Consider the following 17,104-nt stretch of genomic DNA (forward strand, 5'->3'; position numbering starts at 1 on the left):
TACCAGGAGATGAAGCATGAAGACTGTCGCCCCCGCCGACGTGAAGCCCGATTTCGAGATCGAGGTCGAACGCGCTGTTCGGCATTACGTGTCCGAACACGACGGACACTTTCCCAGCCGGCGTAATTTGCTCGCAACCCTCGGCGGTTCGATGCGCGACCTCAATCCGGTCGCGAAGCGAGTGATCCAGCGTCTCCGAGAAGAACAGACCGCTCTTGCGGCACTGCCCGAAATGCCGGAGACTGTGAGGGATGCGACCGATCGCCTCGCGCAGGCGGCTTGGAAAGCCGCGTGCGAGATCGCAAATTCCGAGATTGAGGCACTCCGCACTTTGCAGGGTAAACGCGAAGCGAGCCAGCGCGCGGAACTCGCAGATCTGGAAGACGTAATCGATGATCTTGAGGAAGCGCTTGATATCGAGCGCCACCGTGCCGACGGCGCGGAGAAGCAGATCCGTACTCTCGAGTGTCGGCTCGAGACGGCAGATCGCGAGATCTCCGCGCTCAACGGCCGCCTCGCTGAACGTGCTGCATTGCTCGAAAGCCTGCGTGCAGAGATCACGCAGCCGACCCCGGGTCGGGGCTCAAAGCGCGAGAACAATTCCGGTTTCGACCGCGACGACACTCCCGAAACTTGAAGATCGCGACGGCCGGTGCGGCACTCACCGCTCATCGCCGCCCCGGTCCTTGTCGTCCCGCTTTCTTCGCTCGTTTCGTGTTTTCACCCGCGCGACGTTCATGAGCAGTTTTCTGAGTTTGCCGTGTTCGTTTTCACGGCTCGCTGGCGGCACGAAACGCGCGATCAGTTGCGCCGCAAATTCGGTCACGCGCGCCACGGCGTCGAGGCCATCAGCGAGTTCACGGCGCTCATTTTCGACCAAGGCCTCGGCCTCGGACTGGGCGGTCGTTCTCAAACGGATCAGCGCTGCGCCGAACATCTCTGCCAATCGCGTCGCCGCATGCGGCGCGCGTCTCATACGTGCCAGTTTCGCATGAACGTTTTGGTTCGCCTGCGTCGGCATGCTCTTTAGCAATTCAGGCACCTGATCTGGTGTGGATTCTCCTTGTCCGAGCAGGTCCGCTGTCGCGAGAACGGCATCCGCAGATCGATATCTTCGATCCGCGATCTTCTCTTTCTCCGCTATCTCTTTTTTCTGAGCGATCAGATCTTCGCGCGCATCCCGCAGGCTCCGTTCCTGGGCATCGAGTTCGCGCGCTCGAGCCACATTCGCTTCAGCCTGAGAGGCGTTTTTTCGGCGCAAAATTTCGTCGCGCTCCTTCTCTTCGTTGACTGCGGCGCGATCCGCTGCAATCTCCGCGAGCTGTTCATTGCCGAGCTCGAAAAGACCGTCAGCGGCACGTTTGAGACCTTCCGCCGCCTCGCGTGTTTTCCGAGCCTCCGCAGCCCGGCGCTCATCCATTGCGTTCTGTTCACGAGCCGCCATTCGGCTACGATATTCTGCGCGTGACAACCGCTCGCGCCGGGGGCCGAACCTGAGCAATCCTGCATGGCGCGAGACCGCCTCGTAGAGGTCGTCCTGCCACTCTCTCATCGCTTCTTTGTAGAGCTTGTCGCCCGCTTCTTTTGATAACGACCGCTCGCGCCCGCAGGCGCGTAAATGCCGTCTGCTGTCTTCAAAAGCCGCGCGTCCCGGATGCAAATCAATGACCGATCCTCGCTCCCGATCGAGCGCGAAGAGATGAATGTGCATCTGCGCTTCATCAGTGTGAATAACAGCGAGCGCAAACTCTCCTCCAGCCGCCTCGATCCGACCCTTCTCAAAGGCGATAAAGTCGTCGAAGACGGCGCGGCACTCCTTCATCAAAGCTGGATCGGCGCGCGCTTCCGCGCTCGTGATCGGAAGCGAAAACACGCTCGAATAAAGCGTGTGCGCATCTTTCCGAAGCTTGCGCTGGCGCGTCGTCTTCACGCCGGTCTTTGGATCTGTGTACGGAAAGCTTTGCCTGACATTCGTGGCTTGCTCATGTGCTGCGCGAAGTTCGTCGAAAGACCCACACGAGCCGGGAATGATTTGCGGTGTCCGGTCCGGGCGGTGCACATGATCGCAACTTCCCTCGACACGCTCGGCTTCGTCGAGAACTTGCTGCGCCCGCCAGGCGCGCTGACCGTTTTTGCGCGCGCGACCGACCTTCCCACCCGACTTCGTCGCTCCCTGTTGCGACCAAGTTTCCACATGCCCGAATTGATAGCCCCGCATCCAATTTACCTCGCGTCCCGTTTGATGGATGCGGGGGAACTAAGGACAACTGAGAACGATCAAAAAACGCGCGCGCCGCCGCGTGCCTCGGGCGCTGTAACAACAGGCTATAGGGTCCGACTATACCTATTCGCCGCTTCGCTTCGAATACGTGTCGGCCAAAGGGGGGCGTAGCCGGCCCCCTCTGGACACCCCCGGCGCCGCTACGCGCCACATGGGGGAAGCTCCACATCCCCCAAACCCCCTGGCGCTTTCAGCGAGACGATGGGGAAGCCGCGCATCCCCCTTCGAACCCCCAGCCCAGCCCCACTCGTCGCTCTGTCTGGACCCTCCGGCGCCCCCGGCGGGTCGAGAGGAGGGCCTCTCGACGCTCTCCCTGATGCGCATCTGGATCGCTTGACTGGTCAAGCGATCAATCGCGGTCGCGAAGGAAGCATCGAAGCATGTCTTGCTTGCGTGCTGCGTCTTTGACGCACGCAATCAAGCCACGCTCCGACGCTCCGATATCGGTGAAGTGGTGAGGTGTTGTGCGTCGTTTTCTCTACTCAAAAAACGAGGCTCTCATGCTCCACGACCGATACCTTCACCTGCTGCCGGGTGGGCAGCTCAAGCCAGGTGATATTTTTCTGATGCGCTTCCCTTACGCCTCTGATCGAAGGCCCGACGGGGAGTTCGATATTCCGCCCGGCACACGGCCTTGCTTGCTGCTTTCTCGGGGTCGTATCGGCGATGCACCGATGAATATCGTAGCACCAGGGCTGAGCCCCGAAGGGCGGCTGGTGCGGCCTGATGACATCGTCGTCGAAAATGACGATCAGGCGAAAGCTTGCGGCCTCTATCGCCCGACAATGTTTCGTGCATCGCACCGCCTTTTCATCTCGACCGGCTCCAAATTGTTCGAACGCAACGCACGCATTGGTCGACTCGGGCTTGAACAGCGAGCGCAGTTCGAAGCAGTCGATAAGATGCTTGCGAACGTGCGACTGGAAATCCGATCGCGGCTCAAGCCGCCGGTCGAAATCTACCGTCCGAAGCGCCTCCTGAAACCGTGAACCGCGCTCCTCACAGGGCTGCAGTTTCCGTCCGCCTAACTCGTGAGGCGGACAGATCTTGCAGCTCTGTTTCTCTCCCATTCTACATTTGAAAGGCCCCGACATGACCCACGCAAAACACCCGTCCGAAATGACGCGCGAGGAACTCCGCGCTGAGCGCGATCTGCTCACGACAATCGTCGCTGCCGCAACCGAGCGCCCGACTCCGCAAGAACTGGCGAACGCGCCCGTTATCGACGATTGGTCGCTGTTCACCGCCTTCAATGACCTCTCGCTCGTGGGCCGCATCACGGAAGCCAGCGGACGGTCCCGAGTACGAACGACGCGCGCGATCATCGCACTCGATGATGATCTGAACTGGGTGCGTTTTGAAGACGGATGGATGCGTCTCGGACCGAGGTTCGGCTTCGAGCCGGCTGCTCCCTATGTCGTCTATCATGCTGCACCGGTGGATCTACGCAAGATCCGCGACCATCTGAAAGGACAGGCCAAGTGGCTTCAGATGGCGCTGGATGCTCTCGGCAGTCCACGTTGCGATGCGTGACTCCAGGATCGCCCGATGGGCGGCTGAACTACGATCGCTGCGGCCCTGCAAGTGAGGGCCGCAGCGCCCACCGTTCAGCTTCGAGAGGATGCCAGATGTTTCATCAAATGAACCCGATTGACGACGTGATCTCGACGGCGCGCGCAGCTCTCGAGGCGCTCGACGTCTTGCCTCCCGTGTGCTTGTTCGGCACCGAGGAAGATCGCAATTTTTTCCAGGAAATCGTGACACGCGGCGAGGTACTCGGCGAGGATTTTCGTGATTGCGGTGCAAGCCTCTTGCGGCACTTGGCACGAGTTGAACCTGACGAAGAATTCGAGCGGAATATCGACACAGCTATCCGTCAGATCCGAGATGCTATTAACGGCTCGTACTGCATTGCAGGAGGCCTTGCCAACGATTGCGAGCCCGGCATCCTGCGAGCCGCATGACCGAGATACGACGCGAAATTGCGTCAGATATGGCGGTGTGAACCCGCCCGGGCGCGCCATAGAAACCTTTCCGCACTTGCTCCACAAACCAAACGGAACCGGCGCGCCCGACTTTCCCTCAATACCAGCTAATTTGAAGCGGAGGCTGGAAGATGATTTCATTTGAAATCTGAAAGCCTAATAAAAACAAGGGACTCACAATTTTCTTCGACTTTGATGGAGTCGCTCCAACTGGTCGAACGAATATTGAATCCAGAATGAATTTTCTGGAGCCAAAAATGTCCTTTCACCCCCGCGATTTCACCAGCCGTCCCGCCGCGAACGACAACGGCGACACCCCGGCATCCCATGACTTCTCCCAGATCGTATCGGCGGAGCAATTCGTCCGCTTCCTCGCACGCGTCGAAACGCATCGTCTGCACGCGGCAAATGAGAATGCAGCTCCGGGTCCGGGCCAAATTCAGGAGTAAACGACGATGACTAAACGGGTCGCAGTCTATGCACGCTACAGCTCGAAACTTCAAAAACCGACCTCGATCGACGATCAGTTCGACATGGCGGAGCGGTTTGTGCAGACACAGGGCTGGACCGTGACACAGCGCTTTTCGGACTCGGAAATATCCGGGCGCCTCGGCCAACGCCCCGGTCTTCTGGAACTGCGCGAGGCGATCCGACGGGGAGCAGTCGATGTCGTCGTCGTCGAAGCAATCGACCGTCTTACACGTAACGTGACCCACGCGCTTCAAGTCTTCGATCTGATGAGCTTCGCAAACGTTGAACTGCACTCGCTTGCAGAAGGACCTCAGAATTTCATGTCGGTCATGCTGACGGCCTGGGGTGCGCGTGAATATTCGAACAACGTGAGCATCCATACTAAACGTGGCATGCAAGCGGCGTTGAAACGTGGGACGTTCCATATGCGTCCATATGGCTATCGCAAATGCGAAGGCGGCGAAGGCCGCAACCGGGAGATCGACCCCGATCAAGCGCGGATCGTTCGGCGAATTTTCAAAGCGTTCGCCGACGGTCAGTCCGCGCTCGCTATCGCGCGGAGGCTGAATGCCGAAGGAGTTCCGGCACCGCGCGGGGGCACGTGGGAGCCAAGGACGATTCGTGGCAACAGCGAGCGCCAAGAGGGTATTCTGCACAACCCAATCTATATTGGGCGTGTACTCATGTTCCGTACGACGAAGCGCGTCCATCCGGAAACCGAAGCCTGCATCACGGAAGCGACGCCAGATCGGGTTGAAGAAATCGAGATCCCGGCGCTCAGGATCATCCCTGATGATCTCTGGGAAACGGTACAGGCGCGCGCCGCGAAAACCCGACGCAAAGTCACCACTCGCAATAACCCCGAGGGCGCACGGCGTAAGAAATACCTCCTGAGCGGGCTTCTCAAGTGCGGCTGCTGCGGTCGGAGCTTCGTTATGCGTTCCCGGGACCATTACGGCTGCGCAGAGAACATCAAAGGGGTGTGCCCAAACCGCTCCTACATCAAGCGCGAAGAGATCGAAGCGCGGGTCTTCGCGGCGCTCCGCGCGCCGCTCGCCTCGGAAAGCCTTTCAAAGACGTTCGATGCCGCGTTGAGGCAAGAGATTAAGGAGCTTCGCAAGAACCCACCAGATGCGGAACTGCCAGCCAAACGCGCCGCCTTGGCGCGAACAGAAAGGAAGCTGCGGGCGCTTGTGCAATCCCTCGAAGATGGCGCGCCTTTTGCTCAGATTAAGGGACGCATGAATGAACTTGAGGCACAGCAGGTGAAATTTAAGGACGAAATCGCTCGCCTCAGTGCTGCAGCGCCAAGTGCGCCCCTCGTCGAGAGCGCGCCTCGAGCTCTCTCTCAGGTGCTGCAGAGGCTCGAAGAAGTGCTGAATGACCCAGACTGGGTCCATCTCGCAAACGAGCACTTATCAGCGCTGATAGGGAGGGTGACGCTGCTACCCGACCCAGATGACGAAGGTCGTATGAACGCCGAGATCATGATCGATCTCGGCGATTTGCTTTCTGCCGCAGGCCAGCCACAAGCGCTCGCAGACGCCTTCCGTGACAAACGACAAATAACGGTCAAACTGGGGGCGCTGCCCCCTCTGGCTTCGCCATTCACCCCCGGGATATTTGGGGCATTTGGAAGCCTGCTTCCTCTTGATCCAAATATCCCGGGGGAGACCGCGAAGCGGGCGGGGGCAGAGCCCCCGTTTTGACGGTTGAATGTCGCCATCCGTCGAGGGAGGGGGCCGCTCCCCCTCTTGTCTCACCCCTCGGCGCGTGCGGCGCGCTTGCGCTCATGCGGGTCGAGATGGCGCTTGCGCAGGCGGATCGCCTTGGGCGTCACTTCGACCAGTTCGTCATCGTTGATATAGGCGATGGCTTCCTCGAGGCTCATCCGGACCGGCGGGGTGAGGCGGACCGCCTCGTCGGTGCCGCTGGCGCGCACGTTGGTCAGCTTCTTGCCCTTGAGCGGGTTCACCTCGAGATCGTTGTCGCGCGAATGCTCGCCGATGATCATGCCGGTATAGACCTGCTCCTGCGCGCCGATAAAGAGCTTGCCGCGCTCCTCGAGGTTCCACAGCGCATAGGCCACGGAGACGCCGTTCTCCATCGAGATCAGCACGCCCTGACGACGGCCTTCGATCTGGCCCTTGTAGGGCGCCCAGCCGTGGAAGATCCGGTTCAGCACGCCGTTGCCGCGCGTGTCGGTCATGAACTCGCCCTGATAGCCGATGAGCCCGCGCGAAGGCACGAGCGCCACGATGCGGGTCTTGCCGTGGCCGGCGGGGCGCATCTCGGTCATCTCGCCCTTGCGCGCGCCGGTGAGCTTCTCGATCACCACGCCGGAGAATTCGTCATCGACATCGACGATGACCTCCTCGATCGGCTCCATGCGCTGGCCGTCCTCCTCGCGGAAGATCACGCGCGGACGCGAGATCGACAGCTCGAAGCCCTCGCGGCGCATGTTCTCGATCAACACGCCCATCTGCAATTCGCCACGGCCCGAGACCACGAAGGCCTCGCCGCCCGGCGTGTCCTCGACCTTGATCGCGACATTGGTCTCGGCCTCCTTCATCAGGCGTTCGCGGATCACCCGCGATTGCACCTTGGAGCCGTCCTTGCCGGCGAGGGGCGAGTCGTTGATACCGAAGGTCACCGAGATCGTCGGCGGGTCGATCGGCTGCGACGGGAGCGCTTCCTCGACCTCGGGGGCGCAGAGCGTGTCGGCCACGGTGGCCTTGGTCATGCCCGCGACGGTGACGATATCGCCCGCGACGGCCTCGTCGATCGGCTGCTGGGAGAGGCCGCGGAAGGCGAGGATCTTGGTGCAGCGGAAGCTCTCGATCCGCTCGCCCTTGCGCGAGAGCGCCTTGAGCTGGTCTCCCACCTTCAGCCGGCCGGCCTCGACGCGGCCGGTGAGGATGCGGCCGATGAACGGGTCGGCCGAAAGGGTGGTGGCGAGCATCTGGAACGGCTCGTCGGCGCGGAATTCCTGTTTCGGCGGCTCGACATGCTTCAGGATCAGGTCGAAGAGCGCGTCGAGGTTCTCGCGCGGCCCGTCCAGTTCGGTATCCGCCCAGCCCCCGATGCCGGAAGCATAGAGATGCGGGAAGTCGAGCTGGTCGTCATCGGCGCCGAGATTGGCGAAGAGGTCGAAGACCTCGTCGAGCGCGCGGTCGGGTTCGGCCGCGGGCTTGTCGACCTTGTTGAGCACGACGATCGGCTTGAGCCCGAGCGCGAGGGCCTTCGAGGTCACGAACTTGGTCTGCGGCATCGGGCCTTCGGCCGCGTCCACCAGCAGCACCACGCCATCGACCATCGACAGGATGCGTTCGACCTCGCCGCCGAAATCGGCGTGGCCGGGGGTGTCGACGATGTTGATCCGCGTGCCTTTCCACTCGACCGAGGTGGCCTTGGCGAGAATGGTGATGCCGCGTTCACGTTCGATGTCGTTGCTGTCCATCGCACGTTCGGCGACGGCCTGGTTTTCACGAAACGCGCCGGATTGGCGCAGGAGCTGGTCCACGAGCGTCGTCTTGCCGTGGTCCACGTGAGCAATGATCGCAATGTTGCGAAGATCCATGGGAGGTCCGCCTGTTTTGAAGTTGCCCCGCCCTTAAGGGAAAAAACCGGGCGCGGCTAGCCCCCGGAAACCGATCGCGGTGGCAGTTCATTGGAAATGTGACTTCGAGAAGAGGTTGATGATCACGATCCCGGCCAGGATCAGCGCGATCCCGATCAGGGCAGGCGCGTCGAGGCGCTGGCCGAAGAGCGCCCAGCCCGCCCCGGCGATCAGCACCATCCCGATGCCCGACCACAGCGCATAGGTGATCCCGAGCGGCAGGACCTTCAGCACCAGCGTGAAGAAATAGAGCCCGCCGAGGAACCCGGCCGCCACCCCGAGCGAGGGCCACAGGCGCGTGAATTGCTGGCTCGCCTGCAGGCAGGCCGAGCCGAAGGTCTCGAAGGCGACCGCGATCAGCAGGAAGAGATAGGTCTTGAGCATGGCGTGCAGGGTGCCAGATCAGGTCACCACATACCAGTCGCGTCGATGGTTCATCGCGATGACGAAATTGAGCACCATCGCGCCGAGAAGCGACCAGAGCACCTGCGGCGGCGCGAGGACGAGGCTGGCGATCACGAAGAGGATCAGATCGTGGAGGAGCTGCGTCCAGCCCGCACGGAAGCCGAATTTGTCCTGCAAGATCACCGCGACGATGGAGACGCCGCCGAGCGAGCCGCCATGCCGGAAAAGTCCCAGCAGGCCCACCCCCGCGGAGATCCCGAAAAGCGTGGCGGCGACGGCCGGGTGGATCTGAGCGACATGCAGGAAGGGTTTGAGCGCCTCGGCCATCAGCGAGACGAGGCTCACGGTGAAGAGGCTCTTGAGCGCGAAGCTCGTGCCGCGCGCATGATAGGCGAAGGCATAGAAGGGGATGTTGATCGCGAAGAACACGAGGCCGAAACTGATCCCCGTCACATAGGAAAGGATCAGCGCGGCCCCCGCCGTGCCGCCCGTCACAAGCCCTGCCGCACGCAGCAGGTGGATGCCGAGCGCCGCCTGCGCGGAGGCGATGACGAGGCCCTGAAAATCCTCGATCCGGGAGTAGCGCGGGCGCGGCTGCGTATGAAGGTCAATATCCATGACCTAAATATGAGGCAGATTCGCCGAATTTCAAAACCGCCCCATGCAGGGCGGCTATGAGCGCGCGGAATGGGTCAGGGGGCGTTCAGGTCGCGATGTAGCGGTCGCGGCGGTGATTGATCAGGATGATCACGTTGAGCACCATCGCGCCCAGAAGCGACCAGAGCACCTTGTCGAGCGGCAGCACGAAAAGCGCGAAGAGAAAGACGCAGCAATCGAACAGGATCTGCGTGCGGCCCGCCTTGAAGCCGGTCTTGTCCTGCAGATAGAGCGCGACGATCCCGACGCCGCCCAGGCTCGCCCCGTGCCGGAAGAGCGCCAGCAGACCCGCGCCCGCGGTCACCCCCGCCAGCACCGCCGAGGCGGCCGGATGGAGCGTCGCGAATTGCAGCAGCTGCGGGAAGATCTCGGTGAAGCCCGAGAGCAGGGCGACCGAGAGCACCGTCTTGATGGTGAAGCGCATCCCCATCCGCCGGAAGGCCAGCCAGTAGAAGGGCAGGTTCAGGGTGAAGAAGATCGCGCCGAAGCTCCAGCCGGTGACATAGGAGAGCACCAGCGACAGGCCCGCGATCTGCCCCGTGAACAGCCCCGCGCCATGCAGCAGCAGCACCGAGAGCGTGACCAGAAGCGTGCCAGTAAGCAGCCCCTGGCTGTCCTCCACGAGGGAGTGACGGGTCGGATTGGAGTGGCGCGACATGGTCATGGCCGCCAGATGCCATGCGCCGTGCGCGCGCGCAAGTACTGCGGCGCTTCCGCCACAGGTGCGCCGCAAAGGTCGGGATCGCGGCTTGAAAAGGTTGCGCGCTTTTGTCGCATCGGGCCAAGTGCCGGCAGTTCGCAACGCCCATGCACGAAAGGAGGGCCTACATGACTTATCGTCGTCTCGCCCTCGCGTCGCGTCGCGGACATTCCGTCAGCACCCATCGCGTCACCGCAGATCGCATCGGCCTCCAGCGTCGACAGCAATTTTCGCGCCTGACCCGCCGCTGACGTTTTCGGGGCCTGATCGGCTCCATCCCGCAACCTGATCCGATTCCGCGTCCCGGGCCGTCCCGTGACGTCACAGCCGTGACCGCGGGTTCGGATCGTCTCTTCAAACTGCAAAATGAAAGGCCGGTTGCGGGGTGGACCCTCGCGCCGGGAGAGATCCATGATCCAGACCATCGACCACAAGGCGGACCCCGTCACCATCGAGGCCGCAATCGCCAAGTTCGGCGCCGCGAAATTGCTGCGTGCGGCTCTTGTCGCGCTGATCGCCCGGGGGCCCAAGCCCAGCAAGCTCGATGCGGGGCAGCTGAGCGATCACCTGCGGCGCGATATCGGGCTGGGGCCCGCCGAGCCTCCACCCGAGCCGTGGAGCCTGCTCCGGTAAGCGAAAGGGCCGGGCGTCTCACGCGCCCGGCCCCCATCAGTTTCTTCTCGCGATTGCGCCTGGCGATCAGACGGTCAGCGCCTTGTTGAGATACTCGTCCACCTTCTCGAGGAAGCCCATCGTGGTGAGCCACTTCTGGTCGGGACCGACGAGCAGCGCGAGGTCCTTGGTCATGAAACCGTCCTCGACGCATTGCACGCAGACTTTCTCGAGCGTGGTCGCGAAGGTCATCAGCTGCTCGTTATTGTCGAGCTTGGCGCGGTGCTTGAGGCCGCCGGTCCAGGCGAAGATCGACGCGATCGAGTTGGTCGAGGTCTCTTTGCCGGCCTGATGCTGGCGGTAGTGACGGGTCACGGTGCCATGCGCGGCTTCGGCCTCGACGGTCTTGCCATCGGGCGTCATGAGGACCGAGGTCATCAGTCCGAGCGAGCCGAAGCCCTGCGCGACGGTGTCCGACTGCACGTCGCCGTCGTAGTTCTTGCAGGCCCAGACATAGCCGCCCGACCATTTCAGAGCCGAGGCGACCATGTCGTCGATCAGGCGGTGCTCATAGGTGATGCCGGCGGCTTCGAACTTCTCGGCGAACTCTTCCTCGTAGACCTTCTGGAACAGATCCTTGAAGCGGCCGTCATAGGCCTTGAGGATGGTGTTCTTGGTCGAGAGGTAGACCGGCCAGCCCTTGACGAGACCGTAGTTCATCGAGGCCCGCGCGAAGTCGATGATCGACTCGTCGAGGTTGTACATCGCCATGGTCACGCCCGAACCGGGCGCGTCGAACACTTCCTTCTCGATCACCTCGCCGTCGTCGCCGACGAACTTGATCGAGAGCTTGCCCTTGCCGGGGAAGCGGAAATCGGTGGCGCGGTACTGGTCGCCGAAGGCATGACGGCCGACGACGATCGGCTTGGTCCAGCCCGGCACGAGGCGCGGGACGTTCTTGCAGATGATCGGCTCGCGGAAGATCACGCCGCCGAGGATGTTGCGGATCGTGCCGTTGGGCGAGCGGTACATGCGCTTGAGGCCGAACTCCTCGACGCGGGCCTCGTCGGGGGTGATGGTCGCGCATTTCACGCCGACGCCGTATTTCTTGATCGCCTCGGCCGCGTCCACGGTGATCTGGTCGTCGGTGGCGTCGCGGGACTCGATGCCCAGATCGTAATATTTCAGGTCGATATCGAGATAGGGCAGGATCAGCTTCTTCTTGATGAAGTCCCAGATGATCCGGGTCATCTCGTCGCCGTCGAGCTCGACGACGGGGTTCTCTACCTTGATCTTGGTCATGAAGGCCCTCTTGGTTTGGGTGACTCGGGATTGCGCGCGTCATAGCCCATTCCGGGACGCTTGGCTAGGCGGTATGCGATTGTATGCCGAGGGGTCGCGGGGGCAGGGGTCAGACGCGGTCGCGGGCCGCGAACCAGGGTTCGACCTTCGCCTTCACCCAGTCCCAGACCCCCGGCAATCCGCGGGCGATCTTCTGGCCCACCCGGCTCTCGAGCTGGCCGAACTGCACGTCATACTCGACCCAGGAGCCGCCGCCCGAGAGATGGTTGAGCAGCACCGGCTGCACCCGGTCGAGCGACTTGGCGAAGATCGCGTCGGCGCTCTCATTGGCCTCGAATTCGTGCCAGAGATCGAGCAGCGCCGCGCCCTGTTCCTGGGGCAGCAGGCCGAAGATCCGTTCGGCCGCGCGCGCCTCGGCGGCCGCGATCTCGGGCGCGCCATGCGCCGCGCCGTTCTGGCTGTGGATCGGCACGTCGCCGACGTCGATCTCGACGAGGTCGTGCAGGAGCAGCATCCGGATCGCGCGGTTCACGTCGACGCCCTCGGGCGCGTGATCGGCGAGCACCAGCGCGTAGAGCGCGAGGCTCCAGCTGTGCTCGCCGGAATTCTCGGGGCGCGAGGCATCGTGGATCGGCGTCGCGCGGGTGACCGATTTGAGCTTTTCAGCTTCGGCCAGGAAGGCGAATTGCTGGTCGAGCCGGGTCACGCCGGGTCCTTGTCGTCGGATTTGCCGGCGCGGGCCTCGAGCGCCGCGATCTTCTGTTCGAAGAACGTCCGACCGCGCCGTTCGGCCAGATGCAGGCGGCAGGCCGTCAGATAGGCTTCCTGCAGCGAGGGCGACGAGGTGCCGATATGGTTGCCGATCTCCAGAAACAGGCGATCGTCTCCATATTTGGTCATCGCCTCCATCGTGTCGGCGGCGAGTTTCTCGGCAAGCTCGTCGATCAGCGCCATCAGCGCGTGCCCTCCGTCAGCCTCCGGCGCACATAGGCCTGGACCGTTTCGATCATCGGCTTCATATGCGCCTCTTCGTTCTTGAAGAAGTGATCCGCGCCTTCGACCACCTCATGGGTGATCGTGATGCCCTTCTGCTCCTGCAGCTTGGAAACCAGTTGCTCGGTCTCTTTCGGCTGGGCGATCCGGTCATTGCTGCCGTTGATGATCAGGCCCGAGGAGGGGCAGGGCGCAAGGAAGCTGTAATCGTAGTTGCCGGGGCCGGGCGAGGAGGGGCCGGGCGGGGCCACCGAGATGAAGCCGGTGATCTCGGGGCGGCGCATCAGGAGCTGCATGCCGATCCAGGCGCCGAAGGAATGGCCCGCGACCCAGCAATGTTTCGAATTCGGGTTCATCGCCTGCAGATAGTCGAGAGCGGAGGCCGCATCCGACAATTCGCCCACGCCCTGATCGTATTCCCCTTGGCTCCGGCCGACGCCGCGGAAATTGAAACGCAGCACGGTGAAGCCGAGCTTGTGGAAGGCGTAATGCAGGTTGTAGACGACGCGATTGTTCATCGTGCCGCCGAATTGCGGGTCGGGATGCAGAATGATCGCGATCGGCGCGTCGGGGGCGGCTTGCGGATGATAGCGCCCCTCGAGGCGACCTTCGGGACCGGGGAAAATGACTTCGGGCATCGTCTCTCGTTTTTATTCGCCAGCTTTCCTGAGGGAGGGGTCGCGACCGCCACCGCATTTCTTGACGGGTCGGCGCGGCTGCCCTAGGAGGAAGCCACCCCCGGCGCCATGCCGGGAGATCGGGTATTGGTGGAGGTAATCGGCCCGCGCGCTTGCGTCAATGCTTTGAGCGGGATTTGCATGCTTTGGCGGAGGTTTTCCCCGCCGGATCACCGGGAAACGGGAGAGGGTCGCATGAAACTTTCGACGAAAGGGCGCTACGCGATGGTGGCGCTGGTCGATCTGGCGCTGGCAGGCGAGGGGCAACGCACCTCGCTCTCGGCGCTTTCCGAGCGTCAGGATATCTCGCTGCCCTATCTCGAACAGCTCTTCGTGCGGCTGCGCCGGGCGGGGCTGGTGACCTCGGTACGCGGACCGGGCGGCGGCTACCGGCTTGCGCGCGAGCCTGCCGAGATCCGGATTTCCGATATCTTCGAGGCCGTCGACGAGACCGTCTCGGCGATGCATGTCGGGGCAGGCGCCTCGGGCGGCATTTCCGGCTCGCGCGCGCAATCGCTGAGCAACCGGCTGTGGGAGAGCCTCTCGGCGCAGGTCTTCGTCTTCCTGCATCAGACCACGCTTCAGGACGTGGTGAAGAACCAGCTCAAACCCTGTCCGGCAGTGCCGCATCTCTTCTCGGTGGTGGACGAATAACACCCGCGCACCATCTCGAGCGGTCGTGACGGGTATTTTCATCTAGGTGAAGGGGAGCGCAGGGCGCCGTTTCCTCTCGTCGGAATTCTCTCCGCCGCAGACTTTCTTTCTTTATCCCGGGCGATCCGCGATGGCTGACAGAACCTATCTCGACTGGAATGCGACGACACCGCTGCGCGCGGAAGTGCGCGCGGCGATGATCGCGGCGATGGATGTCGTGGGCAATCCCTCCTCGGTCCATAGCGAGGGACGCGCGGCCAAGGCGCTGATCGAGCGCGCGCGCGCCCAGGTGGCGGCCGCGCTCGGGGCCGAGGGGCAGGATGTGGTCTTCACCTCCGGCGCGACCGAGGCGGCGGCGCTGGCACTGGCGGGGCGCGAGATCCATTGCGCCGGGGTCGAACATGACGCGGTGCGCAGCTGGTGCATCGAGGATCTGCCGGTTTCGGCCTCCGGGCGGATCACGGTGGCCGATCCCGCGCATTCGGCGGTGCAGCTTGCCAATTCCGAGACCGGCGTGGTGCAGGAGCTGCCCGAGGGGCTCTGGTTCTCCGATCTCACGCAGGGTTTCGGCAAGATCCCCTTCGCCTTCAACTGGCTCGGCTGCACCGCGGGCGCGATCTCGGCGCACAAGCTGGGCGGCCCGAAAGGGGTGGGGGCGCTGGTCGTGCGCCGCGGCACCGAGATCGCCGCGCAGCTCAAGGGCGGCGGGCAGGAAATGGGCCGGCGCGCGGGCACCGAGAACATCATCGGCATCGCCGCTTTCGGCGCCGCGGCCCAGGCGGCCGCGCACGATCTCGAGGCCGGGATCTGGGGCCGGGTGGAAAAACTTAGAAACATTCTAGAGAACGCCATTGCGGATCGGGCAAAAGAAACTATTTTTGTCGGGAAAGAGTCGCACAGGCTTCCGAACACCTCCTGCTTCCTCACGCCCGGATGGAAGGGCGAGACGCAGGTGATGCAGATGGATCTGGGCGGCTTTGCGGTTTCGGCGGGCTCCGCCTGTTCGAGCGGCAAGGTCAGATCGAGCGCGGCGTTGCGCGCGATGGGCTTTGACGAGGAGCAAGCCGGCTGCGCGATCCGGGTTTCGCTGGGGCCCGATACGCGCGAAGAGGATGTGATGCGTTTCGCCGAACACTGGCTGAAATGCGAAGGGAAACACCGCGCACGGCGCGGATGAGCGACAGGAGAGGCCGGATATGGCGAGCGTGGATCAGGTCGAAGTGCGTGAGGGTGTGGACCGCGAGACGGTCGAGACCGTCCAGAACATGGGCGCCTACAAATACGGCTGGAACACCGAGATCGAGATGGAATACGCGCCCAAGGGCGTGAACGAGGACATCGTCCGCCTGATCTCGGAAAAGAACAACGAGCCGGAATGGATGACCGAATGGCGCCTGAAGGCCTTCGCGCGCTGGCAGGACATGAAGATGCCCGAGTGGGCGCTTCTCGACATTCCCGAGATCGACTTCCAGGACCAGTATTACTACGCGCGTCCGAAGAGCATGGTCGAGAAGCCGAAATCGCTCGAAGAGGTCGATCCCAAGCTGCTGGCGACCTATGAGAAGCTCGGCATCCCGCTGAAGGAGCAGATGATCCTCGCGGGCGTCGAGGGGGCCGAGGACATGGTGCCGGGCGATCGTCAGGTTGCCGTGGATGCGGTCTTCGACAGCGTCTCGGTCGGCACCACCTTCAAGGAGAAGCTCGCGGAGGCGGGCGTGATCTTCTGCTCGATCTCCGAGGCCATCCAGGATCACCCGGAACTGGTGAAGAAATATCTCGGCTCGGTCGTGCCGCAGGCGGACAATTTCTACGCCGCGCTGAACTCGGCCGTGTTCTCGGACGGATCCTTCGTCTACGTGCCGCCGGGCGTGCGCTGCCCGATGGAGCTGAGCACCTATTTCCGCATCAACGCGGAAAACACCGGGCAGTTCGAACGCACCCTGATCATCGCCGACAAGGGCTCCTACGTGTCCTATCTCGAAGGCTGCACCGCACCCAAGCGCGATGTCGCCCAGCTGCACGCCGCGGTCGTCGAGATCATCATCGAGGAAGACGCGGAGGTGAAATACTCCACCGTGCAGAACTGGTATCCCGGCGATGAGGACGGCAAGGGCGGCATCTACAACTTCGTCACCAAGCGCGCCGATTGCCGTGGCGACCGCGCCAAGGTGATGTGGACGCAGGTCGAGACCGGCTCGGCGATCACCTGGAAATACCCGTCCTGCATCCTGCGCGGCGATGACAGCCAGGGCGAGTTCTACTCGATCGCAATCGCGAACAACTACCAGCAGGCCGATACCGGCACGAAGATGCTGCATCTGGGCAAGAACACCCGCTCGCGCATCGTCTCGAAGGGGATCTCGGCGGGCCACGCGCAGAACACTTATCGCGGTCAGGTCGCGATGCATCCGAAAGCCACCGACTCGCGCAACTACACGCAATGCGACAGCCTTCTGATCGGCGACAAATGCGGCGCGCACACGGTTCCCTATATCGAGGTGAAGAACAATTCCTCGCGCGTCGAGCACGAGGCGACCACCTCGAAGGTCGATGACGATCAGCTGTTCTATTGCCGCGCGCGCGGGATGGACGAGGAAGAGGCCGTGGCGCTCGTCGTGAACGGGTTCTGCCGCGAAGTGCTGCAGGCGCTGCCGATGGAATTCGCGATGGAAGCGCAAAGCCTTGTGGCGATTTCGCTGGAAGGGAGCGTCGGGTGATCCTCTCCGCCTTACAGACGGAAATTTCCCC

The 17,104-nt window shown here is 62.7% G+C and carries 19 protein-coding genes; 10 read left to right on the top strand and 9 right to left on the bottom strand.

From position 1 onward, the window contains the following. Window positions 1-16: 16 nt before the first annotated feature. Window positions 17-637, top strand: coding sequence for a DNA-binding protein (locus DW2_RS17345; protein ID WP_038148517.1), 621 nt, complete (start codon window positions 17-19; stop codon window positions 635-637). A 24-nt stretch (window positions 638-661) separates the two neighbouring features. On the opposite strand, the gene DW2_RS19895 is transcribed toward DW2_RS17345, so the two are convergent. Then, window positions 662-2,218, bottom strand: coding sequence for a plasmid recombination protein (locus DW2_RS19895; protein WP_156103018.1), 1,557 nt, complete (start codon window positions 2,216-2,218; stop codon window positions 662-664). Window positions 2,219-2,781: 563 nt separating this feature from the next. Here DW2_RS19895 and DW2_RS19900 point away from each other — a divergent pair. The 5 genes from DW2_RS19900 (at window position 2,782) to DW2_RS17380 (ending at window position 6,446) form a co-directional block, all read left to right on the top strand. Then, on the top strand, window positions 2,782-3,270 hold the full coding sequence (locus DW2_RS19900; protein WP_156103020.1) for a hypothetical protein: 489 nt from the start codon (window positions 2,782-2,784) through the stop codon (window positions 3,268-3,270). Window positions 3,271-3,373: 103 nt separating this feature from the next. Further along, a complete protein-coding gene (locus tag DW2_RS17365; protein ID WP_152842949.1) occupies window positions 3,374-3,814 on the top strand; it encodes a hypothetical protein in 441 nt (146 codons plus the stop codon). 95 nt (window positions 3,815-3,909) lie between these two features. Beyond that, window positions 3,910-4,245, top strand: coding sequence for a hypothetical protein (locus tag DW2_RS17370; RefSeq protein ID WP_038148523.1), 336 nt, complete (start codon window positions 3,910-3,912; stop codon window positions 4,243-4,245). A 257-nt stretch (window positions 4,246-4,502) separates the two neighbouring features. Next, the gene (locus tag DW2_RS17375) at window positions 4,503-4,715 is read left to right on the top strand and encodes a hypothetical protein (protein ID WP_156103022.1); all 213 of its coding nucleotides are present in this window, start codon (window positions 4,503-4,505) and stop codon (window positions 4,713-4,715) included. Between the two features lie 6 nt (window positions 4,716-4,721). Then, complete coding sequence (locus DW2_RS17380) at window positions 4,722-6,446, top strand: recombinase family protein (RefSeq protein WP_038148525.1); 1,725 nt, start codon at window positions 4,722-4,724, stop codon at window positions 6,444-6,446. 50 nt (window positions 6,447-6,496) lie between these two features. Here the strand turns inward: DW2_RS17380 and typA are convergent, their stop codons facing one another. From typA to DW2_RS17400, 4 genes are all read right to left on the bottom strand, one after another. Continuing rightward, window positions 6,497-8,317 carry a translational GTPase TypA gene (gene typA, locus DW2_RS17385; RefSeq protein WP_038148526.1) on the bottom strand — a complete coding sequence of 607 codons (1,821 nt, stop codon included), beginning with the start codon at window positions 8,315-8,317 and terminating at the stop codon, window positions 6,497-6,499. An 87-nt stretch (window positions 8,318-8,404) separates the two neighbouring features. Next, window positions 8,405-8,740 carry a DMT family transporter gene (locus tag DW2_RS17390; RefSeq protein WP_038148527.1) on the bottom strand — a complete coding sequence of 112 codons (336 nt, stop codon included), beginning with the start codon at window positions 8,738-8,740 and terminating at the stop codon, window positions 8,405-8,407. Window positions 8,741-8,758: 18 nt separating this feature from the next. After that, on the bottom strand, window positions 8,759-9,379 hold the full coding sequence (locus DW2_RS17395) for a YitT family protein (protein ID WP_051856385.1): 621 nt from the start codon (window positions 9,377-9,379) through the stop codon (window positions 8,759-8,761). 85 nt (window positions 9,380-9,464) lie between these two features. Then, complete coding sequence (locus DW2_RS17400) at window positions 9,465-10,082, bottom strand: YitT family protein (protein WP_038148528.1); 618 nt, start codon at window positions 10,080-10,082, stop codon at window positions 9,465-9,467. 447 nt (window positions 10,083-10,529) lie between these two features. On the opposite strand from DW2_RS17400, the gene DW2_RS17405 reads away from it, so the two are divergent. Continuing rightward, window positions 10,530-10,751, top strand: coding sequence for a hypothetical protein (locus DW2_RS17405; protein WP_038148529.1), 222 nt, complete (start codon window positions 10,530-10,532; stop codon window positions 10,749-10,751). A 66-nt stretch (window positions 10,752-10,817) separates the two neighbouring features. Here DW2_RS17405 and DW2_RS17410 read toward each other — a convergent pair whose 3' ends face one another. The 4 genes from DW2_RS17410 to DW2_RS17425 all read right to left on the bottom strand — a co-directional run bounded on the left by DW2_RS17410 (window position 10,818) and on the right by DW2_RS17425 (window position 13,663). Next, a complete protein-coding gene (locus DW2_RS17410; RefSeq protein WP_038148530.1) occupies window positions 10,818-12,032 on the bottom strand; it encodes an NADP-dependent isocitrate dehydrogenase in 1,215 nt (404 codons plus the stop codon). 109 nt (window positions 12,033-12,141) lie between these two features. Beyond that, on the bottom strand, window positions 12,142-12,738 hold the full coding sequence (locus DW2_RS17415) for an HD domain-containing protein (RefSeq protein WP_038148531.1): 597 nt from the start codon (window positions 12,736-12,738) through the stop codon (window positions 12,142-12,144). Continuing rightward, window positions 12,735-12,986, bottom strand: a complete 252-nt coding sequence (locus DW2_RS17420) for a hypothetical protein (protein ID WP_038148532.1) — start codon at window positions 12,984-12,986, stop codon at window positions 12,735-12,737. Before DW2_RS17420 ends, DW2_RS17415 begins: the two co-directional genes overlap by 4 nt. Then, complete coding sequence (locus DW2_RS17425; protein WP_038148533.1) at window positions 12,986-13,663, bottom strand: alpha/beta hydrolase; 678 nt, start codon at window positions 13,661-13,663, stop codon at window positions 12,986-12,988. The genes DW2_RS17420 and DW2_RS17425 overlap by 1 nt, the downstream gene beginning before the upstream one ends. A 234-nt stretch (window positions 13,664-13,897) precedes the next feature. On the opposite strand from DW2_RS17425, the gene iscR reads away from it, so the two are divergent. The 3 genes from iscR to sufB all read left to right on the top strand — a co-directional run bounded on the left by iscR (window position 13,898) and on the right by sufB (window position 17,073). Continuing rightward, complete coding sequence (gene iscR / locus DW2_RS17430; RefSeq protein ID WP_038148534.1) at window positions 13,898-14,356, top strand: Fe-S cluster assembly transcriptional regulator IscR; 459 nt, start codon at window positions 13,898-13,900, stop codon at window positions 14,354-14,356. A gap of 130 nt (window positions 14,357-14,486) precedes the next feature. Continuing rightward, window positions 14,487-15,533, top strand: a complete 1,047-nt coding sequence (locus tag DW2_RS17435) for a cysteine desulfurase family protein (protein WP_038148535.1) — start codon at window positions 14,487-14,489, stop codon at window positions 15,531-15,533. 19 nt (window positions 15,534-15,552) lie between these two features. After that, complete coding sequence (gene sufB, locus DW2_RS17440; protein ID WP_038148536.1) at window positions 15,553-17,073, top strand: Fe-S cluster assembly protein SufB; 1,521 nt, start codon at window positions 15,553-15,555, stop codon at window positions 17,071-17,073. Window positions 17,074-17,104 lie beyond the last annotated feature (31 nt).

Source organism: Thioclava atlantica (assembly GCF_000737065.1).
Taxonomy (GTDB): domain Bacteria; phylum Pseudomonadota; class Alphaproteobacteria; order Rhodobacterales; family Rhodobacteraceae; genus Thioclava; species Thioclava atlantica.

Excerpts from the sequence above, each read along its gene's own strand:
- DW2_RS17345 (WP_038148517.1), top strand. The coding sequence starts at position 17 with ATGAAGACTGTCGCCCCCGCCGACGTGAAGCCCGATTTCGAGATCGAG.
- DW2_RS19895 (WP_156103018.1), bottom strand. The coding sequence starts at position 2,218 with ATGCGGGGCTATCAATTCGGGCATGTGGAAACTTGGTCGCAACAGGGA.
- DW2_RS19900 (WP_156103020.1), top strand. The coding sequence starts at position 2,782 with ATGCTCCACGACCGATACCTTCACCTGCTGCCGGGTGGGCAGCTCAAG.
- DW2_RS17365 (WP_152842949.1), top strand. The coding sequence starts at position 3,374 with ATGACCCACGCAAAACACCCGTCCGAAATGACGCGCGAGGAACTCCGC.
- DW2_RS17370 (WP_038148523.1), top strand. The coding sequence starts at position 3,910 with ATGTTTCATCAAATGAACCCGATTGACGACGTGATCTCGACGGCGCGC.
- DW2_RS17375 (WP_156103022.1), top strand. The coding sequence starts at position 4,503 with ATGAATTTTCTGGAGCCAAAAATGTCCTTTCACCCCCGCGATTTCACC.
- DW2_RS17380 (WP_038148525.1), top strand. The coding sequence starts at position 4,722 with ATGACTAAACGGGTCGCAGTCTATGCACGCTACAGCTCGAAACTTCAA.
- typA (WP_038148526.1), bottom strand. The coding sequence starts at position 8,317 with ATGGATCTTCGCAACATTGCGATCATTGCTCACGTGGACCACGGCAAG.
- DW2_RS17390 (WP_038148527.1), bottom strand. The coding sequence starts at position 8,740 with ATGCTCAAGACCTATCTCTTCCTGCTGATCGCGGTCGCCTTCGAGACC.
- DW2_RS17395 (WP_051856385.1), bottom strand. The coding sequence starts at position 9,379 with ATGGATATTGACCTTCATACGCAGCCGCGCCCGCGCTACTCCCGGATC.
- DW2_RS17400 (WP_038148528.1), bottom strand. The coding sequence starts at position 10,082 with ATGACCATGTCGCGCCACTCCAATCCGACCCGTCACTCCCTCGTGGAG.
- DW2_RS17405 (WP_038148529.1), top strand. The coding sequence starts at position 10,530 with ATGATCCAGACCATCGACCACAAGGCGGACCCCGTCACCATCGAGGCC.
- DW2_RS17410 (WP_038148530.1), bottom strand. The coding sequence starts at position 12,032 with ATGACCAAGATCAAGGTAGAGAACCCCGTCGTCGAGCTCGACGGCGAC.
- DW2_RS17420 (WP_038148532.1), bottom strand. The coding sequence starts at position 12,986 with ATGGCGCTGATCGACGAGCTTGCCGAGAAACTCGCCGCCGACACGATG.
- DW2_RS17425 (WP_038148533.1), bottom strand. The coding sequence starts at position 13,663 with ATGCCCGAAGTCATTTTCCCCGGTCCCGAAGGTCGCCTCGAGGGGCGC.
- iscR (WP_038148534.1), top strand. The coding sequence starts at position 13,898 with ATGAAACTTTCGACGAAAGGGCGCTACGCGATGGTGGCGCTGGTCGAT.
- DW2_RS17435 (WP_038148535.1), top strand. The coding sequence starts at position 14,487 with ATGGCTGACAGAACCTATCTCGACTGGAATGCGACGACACCGCTGCGC.
- sufB (WP_038148536.1), top strand. The coding sequence starts at position 15,553 with ATGGCGAGCGTGGATCAGGTCGAAGTGCGTGAGGGTGTGGACCGCGAG.